This is a genomic window from Phytoactinopolyspora mesophila (assembly GCF_010122465.1).
Lineage (GTDB): Bacteria > Actinomycetota > Actinomycetes > Jiangellales > Jiangellaceae > Phytoactinopolyspora > Phytoactinopolyspora mesophila.
In genome coordinates this window covers 158,188-172,189 of the sequence record NZ_WLZY01000004.1, presented here as the reverse complement: position 1 = coordinate 172,189, position 14,002 = coordinate 158,188, and the positions used below count along the sequence as shown (strand labels likewise).

The window sequence follows — 14,002 nt, the reverse complement described above, 5'->3', positions numbered from 1 at the left end:
GAGCATGGCACATCGGTTGCGCATGCCCCTGCTCGCTGCGGCGTTGTGTGTGCTTGCGGCAACGAGTTGTTCCGGCAACTCCGCAGAGCCCGTTGGGCTGGACGCTACCGATCCGCCCAGCACGGTGGCGGACGATTCGACGCCGGAGCCCGAACACGGTGAACCAACCAAGGGCGGCGAACGGACACAAAGCGCCGACACTACCGAGACCGCGCCGCCGGACAACGCCGGCGAAATGAGCCTCGGGGGACAGACACACGAATTTCCCGAGGCCGGCCTGACAATTGTCGAACCCGACGAGATTCCCGAAGAGGCCGCGCAAGCCGTAGCCGTATACATCGAGTACCTCCGCGAACGGCGCACAGCCCAACGTGAGGTCGAGTTCGACGAGCGAATCGAAGATCTCGCCTACCCGGCGTTGGCGGAGAGCCTCGAGAGCTCAATCGACTACCAAGCAGAGAACGGACTACGCTACAGCGGTGAACTCGTCGTCCACCTCGAAGTCGAACACAGCGACGAGATCTACGTGCTCCTGGGTGGCTGTCTCGACGGCACCGATCTCACCTATATCGACGACGAAGGTGAACACGCCATACGCGGCGCACAGGGCAACGCCACGGCTGTCATCAGTGCCACTGTCGACGCCCAGCTCGGGGAGTGGATGGTCAGCGACGACCTCATCGAGGACGACACCCCCTGCTGACCGGCACATCGGTGTCGCCCTGGCTTCCACAGTTCGGTATCGTCCGAGCATGCTGCTTTCGGATCGGGACATCAAAGCCGCCGTCGAGAACAAACGGGTGGCGCTGGATCCCTACGATCCTGACATGGTGCAGCCGTCGAGCATCGATGTGCGGCTCGACCGGTACTTCCGGGTCTTCGAGAACCACCGGTATCCGCATATCGACCCGTCGGAGGAACAACCTGACCTGACCCGGCTCGTCGAGCCGGTGCAGGGCGAGGCGTTCATCTTGCATCCCGGTGAGTTCGTGCTGGCATCCACCCTCGAAGTCGTGACGCTGGCCGAGGATGTCGCCGCCAGGCTCGAAGGAAAGTCCTCGTTGGGCCGGCTGGGCCTGCTCACACACTCGACGGCCGGTTTCATCGATCCCGGATTCAACGGCCACGTCACACTGGAGCTGTCGAATGTCGCCACGCTTCCGATGAAGCTGTGGCCGGGCATGAAGATCGGGCAGCTGTGTTTCTTCGCCCTGAGCAGCCCAGCGGAGGAGCCGTACGGTTCCGGTCGGTATGGTTCGCGCTACCAGGGTCAACGCGGCCCCACCCCGAGCCGTTCGTTTCTGAGTTTCCACCGGGCGGACATCTAAGTTACTGGCGGGTAGTCTAGTTTCTGCCGGATCGAACATATCCTTCCGGCAGAGGAACATTTGAAGGGAGCCTGCCCTCGATGCAATACGTCGCCGTTGCCGTAGCGCTTGGGGTCACCGCGCTGGCACTCGTGGTGCTGACCGACGCCATCATCCGGATCGTGCGGGTCATCCGGGTAGGACAGCCTGAGCACGGCCGCACCGACCACCCCGGCCGCCGGGTCGCCACCGTCGCCCGGGAGTTCTTCGGGCATACCAAGATGGTCAAGAGACCGCTGGTGGGCGTGGCGCACTGGTTCGTCGCGATGGGCTTCTTCCTCCTGTTCATCACCCTCGTGACCGCCTATGGTCAGCTCTTCGACGCAGAGTTCGCGCTGCCGCTCATCGGGCACTGGCACCCACTGGAATGGCTGCTCGAGGCCTTCGCCTGGCTGACTCTCCTGGGCATTCTCACCCTCACCGTCATCCGCCAGGTGAGTCACCCGCGTGAAAAGGGCCGGCGTTCGCGCTTCTTCGGCTCGACGTTCTGGCAGGCGTACTACGTCGAGTTCACCATCGGCGCCATCGCCACCTCCATCCTGCTGCTACGCGGGCTGGAGTACCGGCTGATGGGCGATGCCTCCCACTTCCCCTTCACGTTCTTCATCGGCGAGGCGTTCTCGGGGGTGGCCACCTCCACCGTCGAGATGACGGTGCACGTCGTCGCCGCCGTCAAGATCACGATCTCGTGGTTGTTCTTCGCCGTGATCTCCTGGCACCTCACCATGGGCGTGGCCTGGCACCGAGGGCTGGCATTCTTCAACATCTTCTTCAAGCGCAACGCCGACGGCCGCCCCGCACTCGGTGCCGCGAAGCCGTTGGCTGTCAAGGGCGAACCCGTCGACTTCGAGAACATCGACGATCTCGACGAAGATGCCGCTCTCGGCGTCGGCCGAGTCGAAGACTTCTCCTGGAAGGGCCTGCTCGACTTCAACACCTGCACCGAGTGCGGGCGATGCCAGTCGCAGTGCCCGGCCTGGCACACCGACAAGCCGCTGTCACCGAAGCTGATGATCATGCAGCTTCGCGACCACGCATTCACCAAGGCCCCCTACCTGCTGGCGGGTGGAGGCAAAGACATGATGGGCGAGGAGCAAGCCACGCCGGAGCAGCTGGCCGACGTCCCGGCCGCTGCCCTCGCCGAAGCCGAGCGCGCGTTGGTCGGGCCCACGGAAGGCGACCCTGCCCGCCCGCACGGCGGAGCGGTCATCGATCCCGACGTGCTCTGGTCATGCACCATGTGCGGCGCCTGCGTCGAGCAGTGTCCGGTGGACATCGAGCACGTCGACCACATCCTCGACCTGCGCCGCTATCAGACCCTCATCGAGACCGAATTCCCCAACGAGCTCAACGGGCTGTTCAAGAACCTCGAGAAGTCCGGCAATCCGTGGGGCATGAACGCCTCCAAGCGGATGGAATGGGCCAGCACGCTGCCGTTCGAAGTCAAGCAGGTCGGGGTCGACGTCGAGTCGCTCGACGAGGTCGACTGGCTGTTCTGGATCGGCTGCGCCGGCGCCTTCGAAGACCGTGCCAAGAAGACCAGCCAAGCCGTCGCCGAATTGCTGCACACCGCGGGTGTCTCCTTCGCGGTCCTGGGCGACGGCGAGACCTGCACCGGCGACCCCGCACGACGTTCCGGTAACGAGTTCTTGTACCAGCAGTTGGCCCTGCAAAACGTCGAGGTCCTGCGCGAGACCAAGGCCGTACGTGTGGTCTCCAGCTGCGCACACTGTTTCAACACGCTCAAGAACGAGTACCAGCAGCTGGGCCTCGAGCTCGAGGTCGTCCACCACACGCAGCTACTCAACCGGCTGGTCCGCGAGGGCAAGCTCACCCCGGTGGCGCCACCGGAGGGCGAGGTCGCCGGTCGATCCGTCACGTACCACGACCCTTGCTACGTGGGACGGCACAACCAGGTGTACGAACCCCCTCGCGAGCTCGTCGGCGCGCTTCCCGGAGTCGAGTACCGGGAGATGCCCCGCAGTGGTTCCACGTCGTTCTGCTGTGGCGCCGGTGGTGCCCGCATGTGGATGGAAGAGCGCATCGGCAAGCGGATCAACACCGACCGCACCGAAGAAGCACTGAACACCCTCGGCGCGACCAACGGCGATGCCACAGCGGGCGCCGGGTCGATCGCCGTGGGCTGCCCGTTCTGCCGCGTCATGCTGTCCGACGGTCTCACCGAAGCGCAGGCCAACGGCCAGGGCGAGAACGTCGACGTCGTAGACGTTGCCCAGCTGCTGCTCGCGGGCGTCAGGCGGGGCACCGCACAACGCGACGCCCTCGCGGAGAAGGCCGAGTAAGCCCAGGCCCTCTCCCCGGTAGCGAGCCTTCCGGCGCCAGTTCTACCCAGAACCGATCCCGGCCCCGACTCCGGTGATCGTTAGCGGTTTATTGCTGCTGCCAAGACCACAAATAGTACATTTCGGCGCCGGCGTACGCGCCGATCCGCTCACGATCACCGAATGGGTTGCTGGCATTGTGCTGCGCCCTGGCGCTGCCTGACGCCGAGAAGGCGCCGCTCACACGTCAGCATGACGCCATACTCAAATCACCGCGACGCCACCCACACGTCATCATGGCGTCACACTCAAGCCACCATGACGCCGAATGACGTTGACATGACGCCAAGATGATGTCATTGTGGCGTCATGGAACTCACCCCATACGTCGATTCCCTCCGCGGCTCACTGGCCGCTGCGGCGCAGGCCGCGGCAGACGACGTACGGGAGGCGGCTGACCGGCTCTCGTACGCGGTCGAACCGTCGCTGCGGCTAACTCTGATCGAGGCCTTCGGTGATGCCGCGGCGGAGATCACCACTCAACTCGACGGCGTTTCGGTGGACGTCCGGCTCCGGGGCGGAAACCCGGAATTCGTCGCCAGCGACGAGCGCGTGACGGCCGGCTTCACACCGCCTCAGCCGCCAGAACCTCCGAGCCCGCCGCCACCACCGGAGGCTGACGAGAGCATGTCGCGGATCTCGCTGCGGCTGCCGGAGAGTCTCAAGACCCGAGCCGAAGAAGCCGCCGCGGCCGACGGCCTGTCTGTGAACGCCTGGCTGGTCCGGGCCATCAGTCAGATGCTCGACGGCCCGCAGTCCGGGGTCCACATCAGCCTGGGACGACGCGTCTCCGGCTGGGTTCGCTGACCCGCGTCATTCACCTTCACCCGCATACTCCAGGGAGAATCCTGTGACATCCTCCAATTACCGCCGCACCTTTCCTGCACCTGCGCCGATGGACGTCTCGATCACGTCCCGCTCCGGACACGTCGAAGTCCTCGCCGCGGACGTCTCTGAAGCGGAAGTGCACCTCCGGCCGTCCAGATCCGGCGATACCGAAGCCCTCGCGGTGATCGAACGCGCCACCGTCGAGCAGCATGGGAACTCGCTGCGCGTCGAGGTTTCGCGCCAAGGTACCGGCCCCAGCCTCTTACCCGATCCGGCCATCGACATCCAGGTCACCGTCCCGCAGGCCAGCACGCTCACGGTCCACACCGGTTCTGCCAACATCCGCGCCGGCGGCGGGCTCGCAGAGACGTCGTTGCATACGGGCTCCGGGAACATCACCGCCATTGGCTGCACCGACGTCTTGACCAAGACAGGCAGTGGCGACATCCAGGTCGACGACGTCTCATCGGTCCGCGCGTCGTCGGGCTCGGGCAATGTGAACGTCGAGCGCTGCGCCGGCCGGGTCGACGTCAACACCGCCTCGGGTGATGTGCGCGTCACCGATCTAGCCGGCGACAGCGAACTTCGCACCGCATCGGGCAACGTGGAGATCGGCTCGATGAGCGCACGAGTCACCGCCAAGACCGCTTCTGGCGACGTCAGGGTCCAACGCACCGTGGAGGGCACCCTGGAGGCGAAGACTGCCTCCGGTGACGTCACCATCGGCGTGGCGTCCGGCACCGCGGCGAAACTCGACTGCTCCGCCGTCTCCGGCCGGGTCAGGTCCGACCTCGCCCCCACCGACGCCCCCGCCGACGGGGACCGCACCGTGGCCGTATCGGCCAAGACCGTCAGCGGCGCCATCACCGTCACCCGCAGCAACTGAATTTGAACCCAAGGAGCCCTGTCATGTTCGACGACCATTACCTGCTCCATAGACACGAGAGCAAGGAACGCATTCGGGACGCGTCACTGAGCCGAGCGGCATTGGCCGGACAGCGTAGGCGCCGGGCCGAGCGGGCCGCACAGCGTCGCGCCCGGTTGATGGAGAGAACCGCGCTCATCCTGGCCAGTGTCTCGGGCTGGACCGGCGGGCTGGCCCGGAGACTGCACTCCCGCGCGATCGCCCGCCGGGCCAGCGTCTGCTGATGCCCGCCAACCAGTCAGTCGGCGTCGCGCCGCCCCTGGTGCTCGCGGAACTCTCGCGCAGACTGCGCATCCTGAGCCGCCTTTGCCGCCGTTTTGTCGCTCTTACGGGTGTCCCGAGGCGGCAGCTGAAGCCGCTCTTCGGCCGGGATTCCGGCCCGCAGCTCACGGACCCGCTCCCGTTCCATATCGAACGCCGCACCGAACAGCAGCGCGATATTGGTGATCCACAACCACAGCAAGAACACGACGACGCCCGCCAAGGAGCCGTAGGTTCGGTCATAGTCGGCGAAATTGGCCACGTAGAAGCCGAAGCCGGCCGACGCGACGGCCCACACGACAAGCGCCAAGAGTGCGCCCGCGCTGATCAGGCGGAACTTCGGGTGCCGCACATTCGGTGTCGCCCAATACAGCAGCGCGATGACCATCAGGACCACGACGATCAGCACCGGCCACTTCGCGATGTCCCACACCGTCACCGCAACGTCACCCAGCCCGATCGCGTCCCCGACCGCACGCGCTAGTGGACCGGTCATCACCAGCAGGACGACCGCCAGCGCGACCAAGACCACGGTAGCGAGCGTGACCAGCAGCATGGCCGGGCGAAGCTTCCAGAACGGACGTCCTTCCTCTACCCCGTAGATCTGGTTCAGGGACCGCCCGAAGGCACCCACATAGCCCGATGCCACCCACAGGGCACCGAGCAGCCCGATCAGCAGACCCAGTCCGGCGGCGGGAACTTGGGCCAACTGTTCGATGGGACCACGCAGGTCCTCCACGAGCGCCGGCGCGACGTCGTCCACTACGTCAAGGATCGCCGCTGTGGGGTCGGCTTCCTGACCCACCAGCGCCGGTACCGACGCGAGGGCAATGGTCGCCGGAAAGACCGCCAGCACGGCATAGTAGGTCAACGCCGCCGCCAGGTCGGTGCCTTTGTGGGCGGAGAATCCACGTACCACTCGTTTGAGGACGAAACCGCGCGGCAGATCCGGTCCTTGCTTCTCGGTGGCCGGCTCACTCGGCGGTTCCAGATTCTCCCCTTGATCCTCGGCAGCCGGCTCACTCGGAGGTTCAGGAGTGGACTCCGGCGGTGCCTCGGTGTCCGTCGGCCCGGCCTTCTTCGCCGGCGTCTCTTCAGCCATGACCCGCCTCCTACCGGCGACGACGCCAGGCGATGACACACACGATCACGGTTGCCGCCGCCAGCCCGACCACGGCGTATCCCACCGGCTTGACCGTCGCGGCGGCCCGGCCGGCCAGCTCTTCTACGGTCTGGCCTAGTTCCTCGCGGGTGCGCTCGATATCCCGCTCCAGCTCATCGATGCTGGCATCCGACGATGGTTCGGGCGCTAGATTCGTCTTGCCCATCACGACGTCCCCCGTCCGGTGATCTCTTCGATATCACGGCGGACATTCTCCGCCGCTCGCTCCGGCATCGGCTTGGCCTGCTGTATCTCTCGCTTGCCGACCAACGCCGCGATCAGGGCGAGGACGAACAGCACCGCCGCCACGATCAACGCCGCGGCCCAGGCCGGGACGGCCAGGTCCAACGCCAATATTGCCGCAGTGATGAGGACTGCCGTGCCGAAAAACGCGAACAATCCCGCCGATCCGAAAAGTCCGAGGCCGAGACCCGCATACTTCGGCTTCTCACGCAGCTCCGCGACAGCCAGCCGGATCTCGTCTCGCACCAGCCGAGACGTCTGCTCCGACATGTCGGCCACGAGCTGCGCCGCCGACTCCTCACGCTGCCGAGTGTTACCCGACTCGGTCACAACGCTCACCGCCCTTTCGTGAGTTCTCACATGTGACGAGTACCCAGGGCATCGCCAACAATGCAATCAACTGCCACGAAAGGGCGGCGAGCCGCGGCTTTACAGCTAAGCCAGGCCCATATGGCCCCGGCGCCGGTCACTAGCTCCCAGACGGAGCCTGCCGCTGGTCGTCGGCGTTCGGGTCTTCCGGGGCGGCCGGCGGCGGCACGTCGTTGTCCGTCGGAGCCGGAGCAGCGTCGGCCGAGGCCGCCTGGGCCTTGTTCAGGTCCTGCAGGGCCGCCGAACCACCGGCGGCCTGGAACGCGAGGAATGCCGCATACCCGAGGCCGATGCTGAAGATCAGGATCAGGAAGGCCCCCACGTGCGGTCCGACGCTGATTCCCGGCATGGGAGCACTCTGGGACAACGCCCTGATGAACTGGATGACACCGAACAGAGCTACCAGCGCGGCGATAGCCGCGGTCAGGATGTCTGGGTTGATCTTGACCTGGTTGCTGACACCGAGCACACGGATGACTTCCCAAGCGACCAGAACAATGGCCAGAAGTCCTACCAGAGTTCCGATCCCGTCCCACCCGCTCGCGCTGCCGCTGACCGAGCCGAGGCCGCCGCCCATGTCGGCACTGGCCCGCACCCACGGGAAGAACAGGGAGATGAAGAGCAGAAAGCCACCGATCAGGGCGATCTGCCGGTATAGCGGAAGTGATTTGATATCGAATGAGTTGGACACAAGGCTCCCCATGACGTAGTTAGCCCGCTTCATCAGCGGGCGTAGTACATCATCCCGGAAATCCGGATATGTGCAAGGTCATCGAGTCGCCGTGTTGAGGACAAATGTGAGCGTGAACGCCTCGTCACGCCAGGCGTCGTACCTCCCAGAGAGCCCACCGTGGCCGGCACCCATCTCCGTCTTCAGGAGAATGGGTGCGGTGCCAGTGGCGGTGGCGCGCAGCCGAGCCACCCACTTGGCAGGTTCGTGGTACCCCACGCGGGGGTCGTTGAGGCCCGCCGTGGCCAGGATCGCCGGATACTCCTTGGCTTCCACGTTCTCATACGGCGAGTAGGACTTCATGTACTCGTAGACCTCGGCCGACTCAATCGGGTTACCCCATTCCTCCCACTCGATCACCGTGAGCGGGAGGGTCGGATCGAGGATGGTGTTCAACGGGTCCACGAACGCCACCTCAGCCACCAGTCCGGCAAACGCGGAGGGCGCCATGTTGGCCACCGCGCCGATCAGCAGGCCACCCGCACTCCCGCCTCGGCCGATCAGCCGGTCCGGTGCCGTCCAGCCCGCTTCCACCAGCCGCTCAGCGCAGGCGATGAAGTCGGTAAAAGTGTTTCGCTTTGCCAGTAGTTTGCCGTTCTCGTACCAAGAACGTCCCATCTCGCCGCCACCACGCACGTGCGCCACGGCGAAGACGAACCCTCGGTCGAGCAGCGAGAGCCGGGGAATCGAGAACCATGGGTCCATCGAGGACTCGTAGGACCCGTAACCATAGAGCACACACGGCGCGGAACCGTCGCCGGGCGTGTCGCGCCGCCGCACCACCGAGATCGGTATGCGGGCGCCGTCCGCCGCCGTCGCCCATTCACGGAATGTCTCGTACTGGTCCGCGTCGAAGTCGCCCAGGACCGGCTGGCGCTTACGTACCTGCATCTCACCGGTGTTGACGTCATAGTCAATCACTGAACTGGGCGTGCCCAGCGAGGTGTAACCGAGGCGGAACGTCGATGTACGGAACTCCGGGTTGCTGCCCGGACGGACGGTCCTGACTTCCTCCGGGAACTCGATGTCGGTGCCCGGCTCCGGCTCGCCACCGAGAAGCGGGATGACGTGAAGTGCCGTGCTACCGCCGCGTCGCAGGGAGACAACCACGTGGCCCGCGAAGCAATCCACGCCGACGATGCGGGTGTCGGCGTCGGAGGGCAAGACCGGCTGCCAGTTCGCTCGCCCGGGTGAGGTGACCGGCGCCTTCGCCAGTTCGAAGTCGGCGGCGCCGTCGTTGTGCACGATGAAGAAGTGCTCGCCGGCGTGGTCGATCGAGTACTCGACACCTTGACGCCGCGGCTCGACGACACTGAACTCGCCCATGGGATCAGTGGCATCGAGCACCCTGATCTCGCTGGTCACCTGGCTGTCCACCGCGATGACGATGTAGCTGTCGCTTCGCGTCAGCCCCACTCCGGCGAAGAAACGCTCGTCATCCTCTTGGTGCACGATCTCGTCGGTCGAGGCGTCCGTTCCGAGCCGATGCCGCCACACTCGATACGGGCGCATCGCGTCGTCGACCGTGGTGTAGAACAGCGTCGAGCCGTCCGCCGACCACGCCGTGCTGTAGTAGGTATTGGGTACCTCGTCGGAAAGGACCGCACCACTGTTCAGGTCCTTCACCTTCAACGTGTACTTCTCGCTGCCGTCGTAATCGGTGGAAAAGATCAGCAACCGCCCGTCCGGACTGATGTCGAAGGCACCCAGTGCGAAATACGGGGATGTGCCCGCGAGTTCGTTCTGATCGAGCATCACCTGCTCGTCAGCCGGGGGCGTGATCGGCTCGGTGGGGTCGTCCGGCAGTTTGGGCTCGGTGCGAGAACGGCAATGGATCGGGTACTGCTGTCCTTCGACGGTGCGTATGTAGTACCACCACTCCCCGCGGCGCACCGGCACTGACAGGTCCGTCTCCAAAGTGCGCGCTTTGATCTCTTCGAAGATCTCTTCCTGCAGGGCCTTCGTGTGAACGGTCTGCGCCTCGGTATATGCGTTCTCCGCCTCGAGATAGGCGAGTGTGTCGGGATCGTCTCGATCGATCAGCCACGCGTACTCGTCGTCGACGGTGTCGCCGTGGAACGTGCGTGTGTGCGGCACCCGTTTGGCCACCGGCGGGGACGGGCGTTCACGATCAGCCATGCGGCGACGGTACCGCAGGGACGGTCGCCGGATTCCGCTGGGATGGCATCTCCGTCAACGGTCGGACCAGGCACTCAACTTGTTCTATTAACGCTAGAACAATAGACTAAGTTGCATGCTCATCCGCCTAGACCCGAGTTCGCCCGTGCCGTTGTTCGCGCAGCTTGCCGCTGCCGTGCGCGGCGCGGCAGCCCGGGGCGAGCTCCGTCCCGGCGAGAGGCTGCCCGGCGCCCGCGAACTTGCGGAGTCACTCGGCGTGAATATGCACACCGCACTCCGGGGCTATCAGCAGTTGCGGGACGAAGGGCTGATAGAGCTCCGGCGCGGTCGCGGCGCCGTGCTGACCGAGCAGGCGAGCGAAGGCCTCGCCAGCTTGCGCGAGGCCGTCGCCGAGCTGGTGAGCCAGGCGCGGCGATTCGGGCTCACCCGTGACGAACTGATCGAACTGATCACAGCCGAATACCCGGAACAACCGCCGGCGTGACAAGCCACACCAGAACCACATAGGAGACACCATGATCGACACGCGCCACGCGGGTGAACGACCACGGCCCACAGCGCGAATCCTGCTGGCCACAGCCGCTCTGCCGCTGAGTGTCGGTATCGTCGGCGCGATTCTCGTGATGAGCTGGCGCGACGACTTGCCCGCCGAGATCGCCATCCACTGGGCCGTCCGCGGCGACGCCGACGGCTTCGCCGGAGTCACCGAGACCGCCCTTCTGATCGCCGGCTTCTGCGCCTTGTTCGCGGTGGTCGGTGCGGCGGTGACCATGGCCGGGCAGATGGATGCCTCGCTCGCCCGAGTCATCGCCGGCACCACGTCCGGCACAGCCGCGTTCGTCACCGTGATGATGGTCGTGCTGATCGCCGGACAGCGTGGCCTGACCGCCGCCGCGGAGGCCAGCCTCGATGCCGGCGCCATAGTCGGCGGGATAGCCGCCGGAGTTGGGATCGCCGTGGTCGCCGTGGCGATCATTCCGCGCTGGGGCCGGCCCGTGGACGACCTACCGGAAGACGCACCCGCGCTGTCACTCGGCTCATCGGAACTGGTCACGTGGACTCAGTCAGTGGCAGCTGGGAGCAACGTCGTGATGCTCCTCGCCCTCGTCGCGGGGTTCACCGGCGTGGTGACCGCGGCGACCGGCCTGTGGCTTGTGCTGATCCTCACTGTTCTGCTCTTCGCGCTGGTCGCATTAATGCTCTCGATCCGGGTCACCATCGATCAGCGCGGCCTGACCATCACCAGCGCGGTGGGATGGCCGAAGTTCAATACCGCTCTCGATGAGATCGACCATGCCAAAACCGCCACAGTGAACCCGATCCGGCACTTCGGCGGGTACGGCTTCCGGATCGCCGCGTTCGGCCCATACCGGGGCGCCAGCGGATTCGTGATGCGCGGCGGCGAGGCCATCGTGCTCGAGCGGGTCAGCGGGCGCCGGCTGGTCGTGGTCGTCGACGACGCCGCGACCGCGGCCGGGCTCCTCAACGCACTCGTGCAGCGTGAGCGCGGCCGGTAGGCCGCGTCATCGGACTTTGCGCGGAAGACAACCCGGCCGATAGTTTCAGGTGACATGAACGTGCGCCCGTACCAACCCGGTGATGACGACGCTCTTTATGAGATCTGCCTGAAGACCGGGCCCGGTGGCGAAGACGCGTTCACCGACCGGCGCATCCTCGGCGAAATCTACGTGGGGCCGTATATCGAGTTCGAAGCAGACGTGGCATTCGTCGTCGAGGACGACGACGGCGTCGCCGGTTACGTGCTGGGCGCCAAGGACACCCGGGCCTTCGAGAAGGTCTGTGAATCGCGATGGTGGCCCAATTTGCGCAGCAGGTATCCGCTCGGCTCGTTTTCCGCAGAGGCCACCGAATCGCGGTTCGTCCATCTGATCCACCATCCGCATACGGCGGCGGCCGACGTCGCCGCCGAGTATCCGTCACACCTGCACATCGACCTGCTACCCCGCACCCAGGGCCAGGGGATGGGCCGGGTACTCATGAAGCGACTGCTGGACGCCTTGCACGCGGCCGGCTCGCCCGGCGTCCACCTCGGCGTCGGCGCCACCAACACCAACGCGATCGGCTTCTACCGGCACCTCGGCTTCCACGTGCTCCACGAGTCTCCCACGGGCCTCACGATGGCTCGCTCCACCCTCGCCTGATTCAGCAATCGTCGCCAGCACGCCGGGCGCAGCACGGCAGCGAGGTCAGAGAGCGCTCTCCACAAGAGTCACACATAGGTAACGTAGGTGACGTGCACTATTGACATACATCACATAGCGAAACACTCTCGTGTGAGAGCGCTCTCTTCAGATCGCTCAACAACCTCCAGGGAGGACGAGATGCGCGCCATCCACACCCGCCGATTCCTTGCCGCCGGGCTTGCGGCCGGACTTTTCTGCCTCACCGCCTGCAGCTCCAGCGATGAGCCCGACGCCGCCTCGAACGCCGGATCTGACGGCGAGGCGATCACCCTGACCATTGGCCTGTTCGGCGATTTCGGCTTCGAACCGCTCTACGCCGAGTACGAGGCGGCACACCCCGGCATCACCATCGAGGAACGCATCGCCGAGTTCAGCGACCACCACACCAACTTGACCCAACGCCTGGCCACAGGCTCGGGCACGGCCGACATCGAAGCGGTAGAGGTCGGCTTCATCAGCCAGTTCACTGCTACCCCGGACCGCTTCCACAACTTGCTCGATCTGGGCGCGGACCAACTCGAGGACCGTTGGCTGGATTGGAAATGGCAGCAAGCGCTGGCCCGCGACGACTCGGCCCTCATCGGTCTAGGTACCGACGTCGGAGGCATGGCCATGTGCTATCGGACAGATCTGTTCAACGAAGCCGGCCTCCCCACGGACCGCGACGAAGTCTCTCAGCTATGGCCAACCTGGGAAGACTATGTCGCGACCGGACAAGAATTCATGGCCGCGGCTGATGGCAAGTACTTCTTCGAGAGCTCCGGCAACATGTTCCGCGCCATGATCGAGCAGGCGCCCGTCGGCGTCTACGACTCGGACGACAACCTGATCGTGGCGACAAGCGACCACGTCAAACACGCCTGGGATCTCGCGGTGGAGGCCATCGAGGCAGGTATGTCCAACCAGCTCACCGCTTGGACACCAGAATGGACCGCCGCATTCGGTCAAGGCACCTTCGCCACCATCATCTGCCCGGCATGGATGACCGCGTACATCGAAGGCAGCGCACCCGATGCCGAAGGGCTGTGGGACGTCGCCTCCGTGCCCGGTGGAGCCGGAAACATGGGTGGCGCCCACCTCGTCCTGCCAGCACAGGGGGAGAACCCCGAGGCTGCCTACGACCTGATCGAATGGCTGACCGCACCGGAGCAGCAACTCAAGGTCTTCCAGGAGACGGGCAACTTCCCATCCACTCCGGAGCTGTACGACGACGAGGAACTGACCCAGTTCAGCAAGGAGTACTTCAACGACGCCCCGATCGGACAGATCTTCACCGAGGCGGCGCAGCTGGTCCAGCCGCAGTATCAGGGTCCGCTGCAGGGCGATGTGCTGACGATCATCGGCCAAGGGCTGGGACGGATCGAGGAAGGCGCCCAGACACCGGACGAGGCGTGGACACAGGTGCTGTCCGACCTCGAGTCGCTGGCCTAGT

At 65.3% G+C, this 14,002-nt stretch carries 15 protein-coding genes; 10 read left to right on the top strand and 5 right to left on the bottom strand.

Annotation, left to right across the window (positions count from 1 at the left end; all coding sequences use genetic code 11):
• The first annotated feature begins 4 nt into the window (after positions 1-4).
• The 6 genes from F7O44_RS13155 (at position 5) to F7O44_RS13130 (ending at position 5,686) form a co-directional block, all read left to right on the top strand.
• Entirely contained in the window at positions 5-703 is a 699-nt protein-coding gene (locus F7O44_RS13155) for a hypothetical protein (RefSeq protein WP_162450713.1), read from the top strand.
• Positions 704-752: 49 nt separating this feature from the next.
• Entirely contained in the window at positions 753-1,328 is a 576-nt protein-coding gene (gene dcd, locus F7O44_RS13150) for a dCTP deaminase (RefSeq protein WP_162450712.1), read from the top strand.
• A gap of 80 nt (positions 1,329-1,408) precedes the next feature.
• A complete protein-coding gene (locus tag F7O44_RS13145) occupies positions 1,409-3,670 on the top strand; it encodes a (Fe-S)-binding protein (RefSeq protein WP_162450711.1) in 2,262 nt (753 codons plus the stop codon).
• 348 nt (positions 3,671-4,018) lie between these two features.
• Positions 4,019-4,516, top strand: coding sequence for a toxin-antitoxin system HicB family antitoxin (locus F7O44_RS13140; protein ID WP_162450710.1), 498 nt, complete (start codon positions 4,019-4,021; stop codon positions 4,514-4,516).
• Positions 4,517-4,559: 43 nt separating this feature from the next.
• Positions 4,560-5,423 (top strand): DUF4097 family beta strand repeat-containing protein, encoded by an 864-nt coding sequence (locus F7O44_RS13135; RefSeq protein ID WP_162450709.1) that lies wholly within the window; start codon positions 4,560-4,562, stop codon positions 5,421-5,423.
• Positions 5,424-5,446: 23 nt separating this feature from the next.
• A complete protein-coding gene (locus F7O44_RS13130; RefSeq protein ID WP_162450708.1) occupies positions 5,447-5,686 on the top strand; it encodes a hypothetical protein in 240 nt (79 codons plus the stop codon).
• A gap of 14 nt (positions 5,687-5,700) precedes the next feature.
• On the opposite strand, the gene F7O44_RS13125 is transcribed toward F7O44_RS13130, so the two are convergent.
• From F7O44_RS13125 to F7O44_RS13105, 5 genes are all read right to left on the bottom strand, one after another.
• Entirely contained in the window at positions 5,701-6,825 is a 1,125-nt protein-coding gene (locus tag F7O44_RS13125) for a YihY/virulence factor BrkB family protein (protein WP_162450707.1), read from the bottom strand.
• 10 nt (positions 6,826-6,835) lie between these two features.
• The gene (locus F7O44_RS13120; RefSeq protein ID WP_162450706.1) at positions 6,836-7,051 is read right to left on the bottom strand and encodes a DUF3618 domain-containing protein; all 216 of its coding nucleotides are present in this window, start codon (positions 7,049-7,051) and stop codon (positions 6,836-6,838) included.
• Positions 7,051-7,458: a phage holin family protein gene (locus F7O44_RS13115; RefSeq protein ID WP_222851323.1), complete on the bottom strand. Its 408-nt coding sequence runs from the start codon at positions 7,456-7,458 to the stop codon at positions 7,051-7,053. Before F7O44_RS13115 ends, F7O44_RS13120 begins: the two co-directional genes overlap by 1 nt.
• 139 nt (positions 7,459-7,597) lie before the next feature.
• Positions 7,598-8,221 carry a hypothetical protein gene (locus tag F7O44_RS13110; RefSeq protein WP_162450705.1) on the bottom strand — a complete coding sequence of 208 codons (624 nt, stop codon included), beginning with the start codon at positions 8,219-8,221 and terminating at the stop codon, positions 7,598-7,600.
• A 45-nt stretch (positions 8,222-8,266) separates the two neighbouring features.
• Positions 8,267-10,366, bottom strand: a complete 2,100-nt coding sequence (locus F7O44_RS13105) for a S9 family peptidase (RefSeq protein WP_162450704.1) — start codon at positions 10,364-10,366, stop codon at positions 8,267-8,269.
• 115 nt (positions 10,367-10,481) lie between these two features.
• Here F7O44_RS13105 and F7O44_RS13100 point away from each other — a divergent pair, with 115 nt between their 5' ends.
• The 4 genes from F7O44_RS13100 (at position 10,482) to F7O44_RS13085 (ending at position 14,001) form a co-directional block, all read left to right on the top strand.
• The gene (locus F7O44_RS13100) at positions 10,482-10,850 is read left to right on the top strand and encodes a GntR family transcriptional regulator (protein WP_162450703.1); all 369 of its coding nucleotides are present in this window, start codon (positions 10,482-10,484) and stop codon (positions 10,848-10,850) included.
• Positions 10,851-10,881: 31 nt separating this feature from the next.
• Positions 10,882-11,883: an SdpI family protein gene (locus tag F7O44_RS13095; protein ID WP_162450702.1), complete on the top strand. Its 1,002-nt coding sequence runs from the start codon at positions 10,882-10,884 to the stop codon at positions 11,881-11,883.
• A 54-nt stretch (positions 11,884-11,937) separates the two neighbouring features.
• The gene (locus F7O44_RS13090; protein ID WP_162450701.1) at positions 11,938-12,528 is read left to right on the top strand and encodes a GNAT family N-acetyltransferase; all 591 of its coding nucleotides are present in this window, start codon (positions 11,938-11,940) and stop codon (positions 12,526-12,528) included.
• A 180-nt stretch (positions 12,529-12,708) separates the two neighbouring features.
• On the top strand, positions 12,709-14,001 hold the full coding sequence (locus tag F7O44_RS13085; protein ID WP_162450700.1) for an ABC transporter substrate-binding protein: 1,293 nt from the start codon (positions 12,709-12,711) through the stop codon (positions 13,999-14,001).
• The last annotated feature ends 1 nt before the right edge of the window (position 14,002 follow it).

Excerpts from the sequence above, each read along its gene's own strand:
- F7O44_RS13110 (WP_162450705.1), bottom strand. The coding sequence starts at position 8,221 with ATGAAGCGGGCTAACTACGTCATGGGGAGCCTTGTGTCCAACTCATTC.
- F7O44_RS13120 (WP_162450706.1), bottom strand. The coding sequence starts at position 7,051 with ATGGGCAAGACGAATCTAGCGCCCGAACCATCGTCGGATGCCAGCATC.
- F7O44_RS13130 (WP_162450708.1), top strand. The coding sequence starts at position 5,447 with ATGTTCGACGACCATTACCTGCTCCATAGACACGAGAGCAAGGAACGC.
- F7O44_RS13140 (WP_162450710.1), top strand. The coding sequence starts at position 4,019 with ATGGAACTCACCCCATACGTCGATTCCCTCCGCGGCTCACTGGCCGCT.
- F7O44_RS13095 (WP_162450702.1), top strand. The coding sequence starts at position 10,882 with ATGATCGACACGCGCCACGCGGGTGAACGACCACGGCCCACAGCGCGA.
- F7O44_RS13100 (WP_162450703.1), top strand. The coding sequence starts at position 10,482 with ATGCTCATCCGCCTAGACCCGAGTTCGCCCGTGCCGTTGTTCGCGCAG.
- dcd (WP_162450712.1), top strand. The coding sequence starts at position 753 with ATGCTGCTTTCGGATCGGGACATCAAAGCCGCCGTCGAGAACAAACGG.
- F7O44_RS13085 (WP_162450700.1), top strand. The coding sequence starts at position 12,709 with ATGCGCGCCATCCACACCCGCCGATTCCTTGCCGCCGGGCTTGCGGCC.
- F7O44_RS13125 (WP_162450707.1), bottom strand. The coding sequence starts at position 6,825 with ATGGCTGAAGAGACGCCGGCGAAGAAGGCCGGGCCGACGGACACCGAG.
- F7O44_RS13155 (WP_162450713.1), top strand. The coding sequence starts at position 5 with ATGGCACATCGGTTGCGCATGCCCCTGCTCGCTGCGGCGTTGTGTGTG.
- F7O44_RS13090 (WP_162450701.1), top strand. The coding sequence starts at position 11,938 with ATGAACGTGCGCCCGTACCAACCCGGTGATGACGACGCTCTTTATGAG.
- F7O44_RS13145 (WP_162450711.1), top strand. The coding sequence starts at position 1,409 with ATGCAATACGTCGCCGTTGCCGTAGCGCTTGGGGTCACCGCGCTGGCA.
- F7O44_RS13105 (WP_162450704.1), bottom strand. The coding sequence starts at position 10,366 with ATGGCTGATCGTGAACGCCCGTCCCCGCCGGTGGCCAAACGGGTGCCG.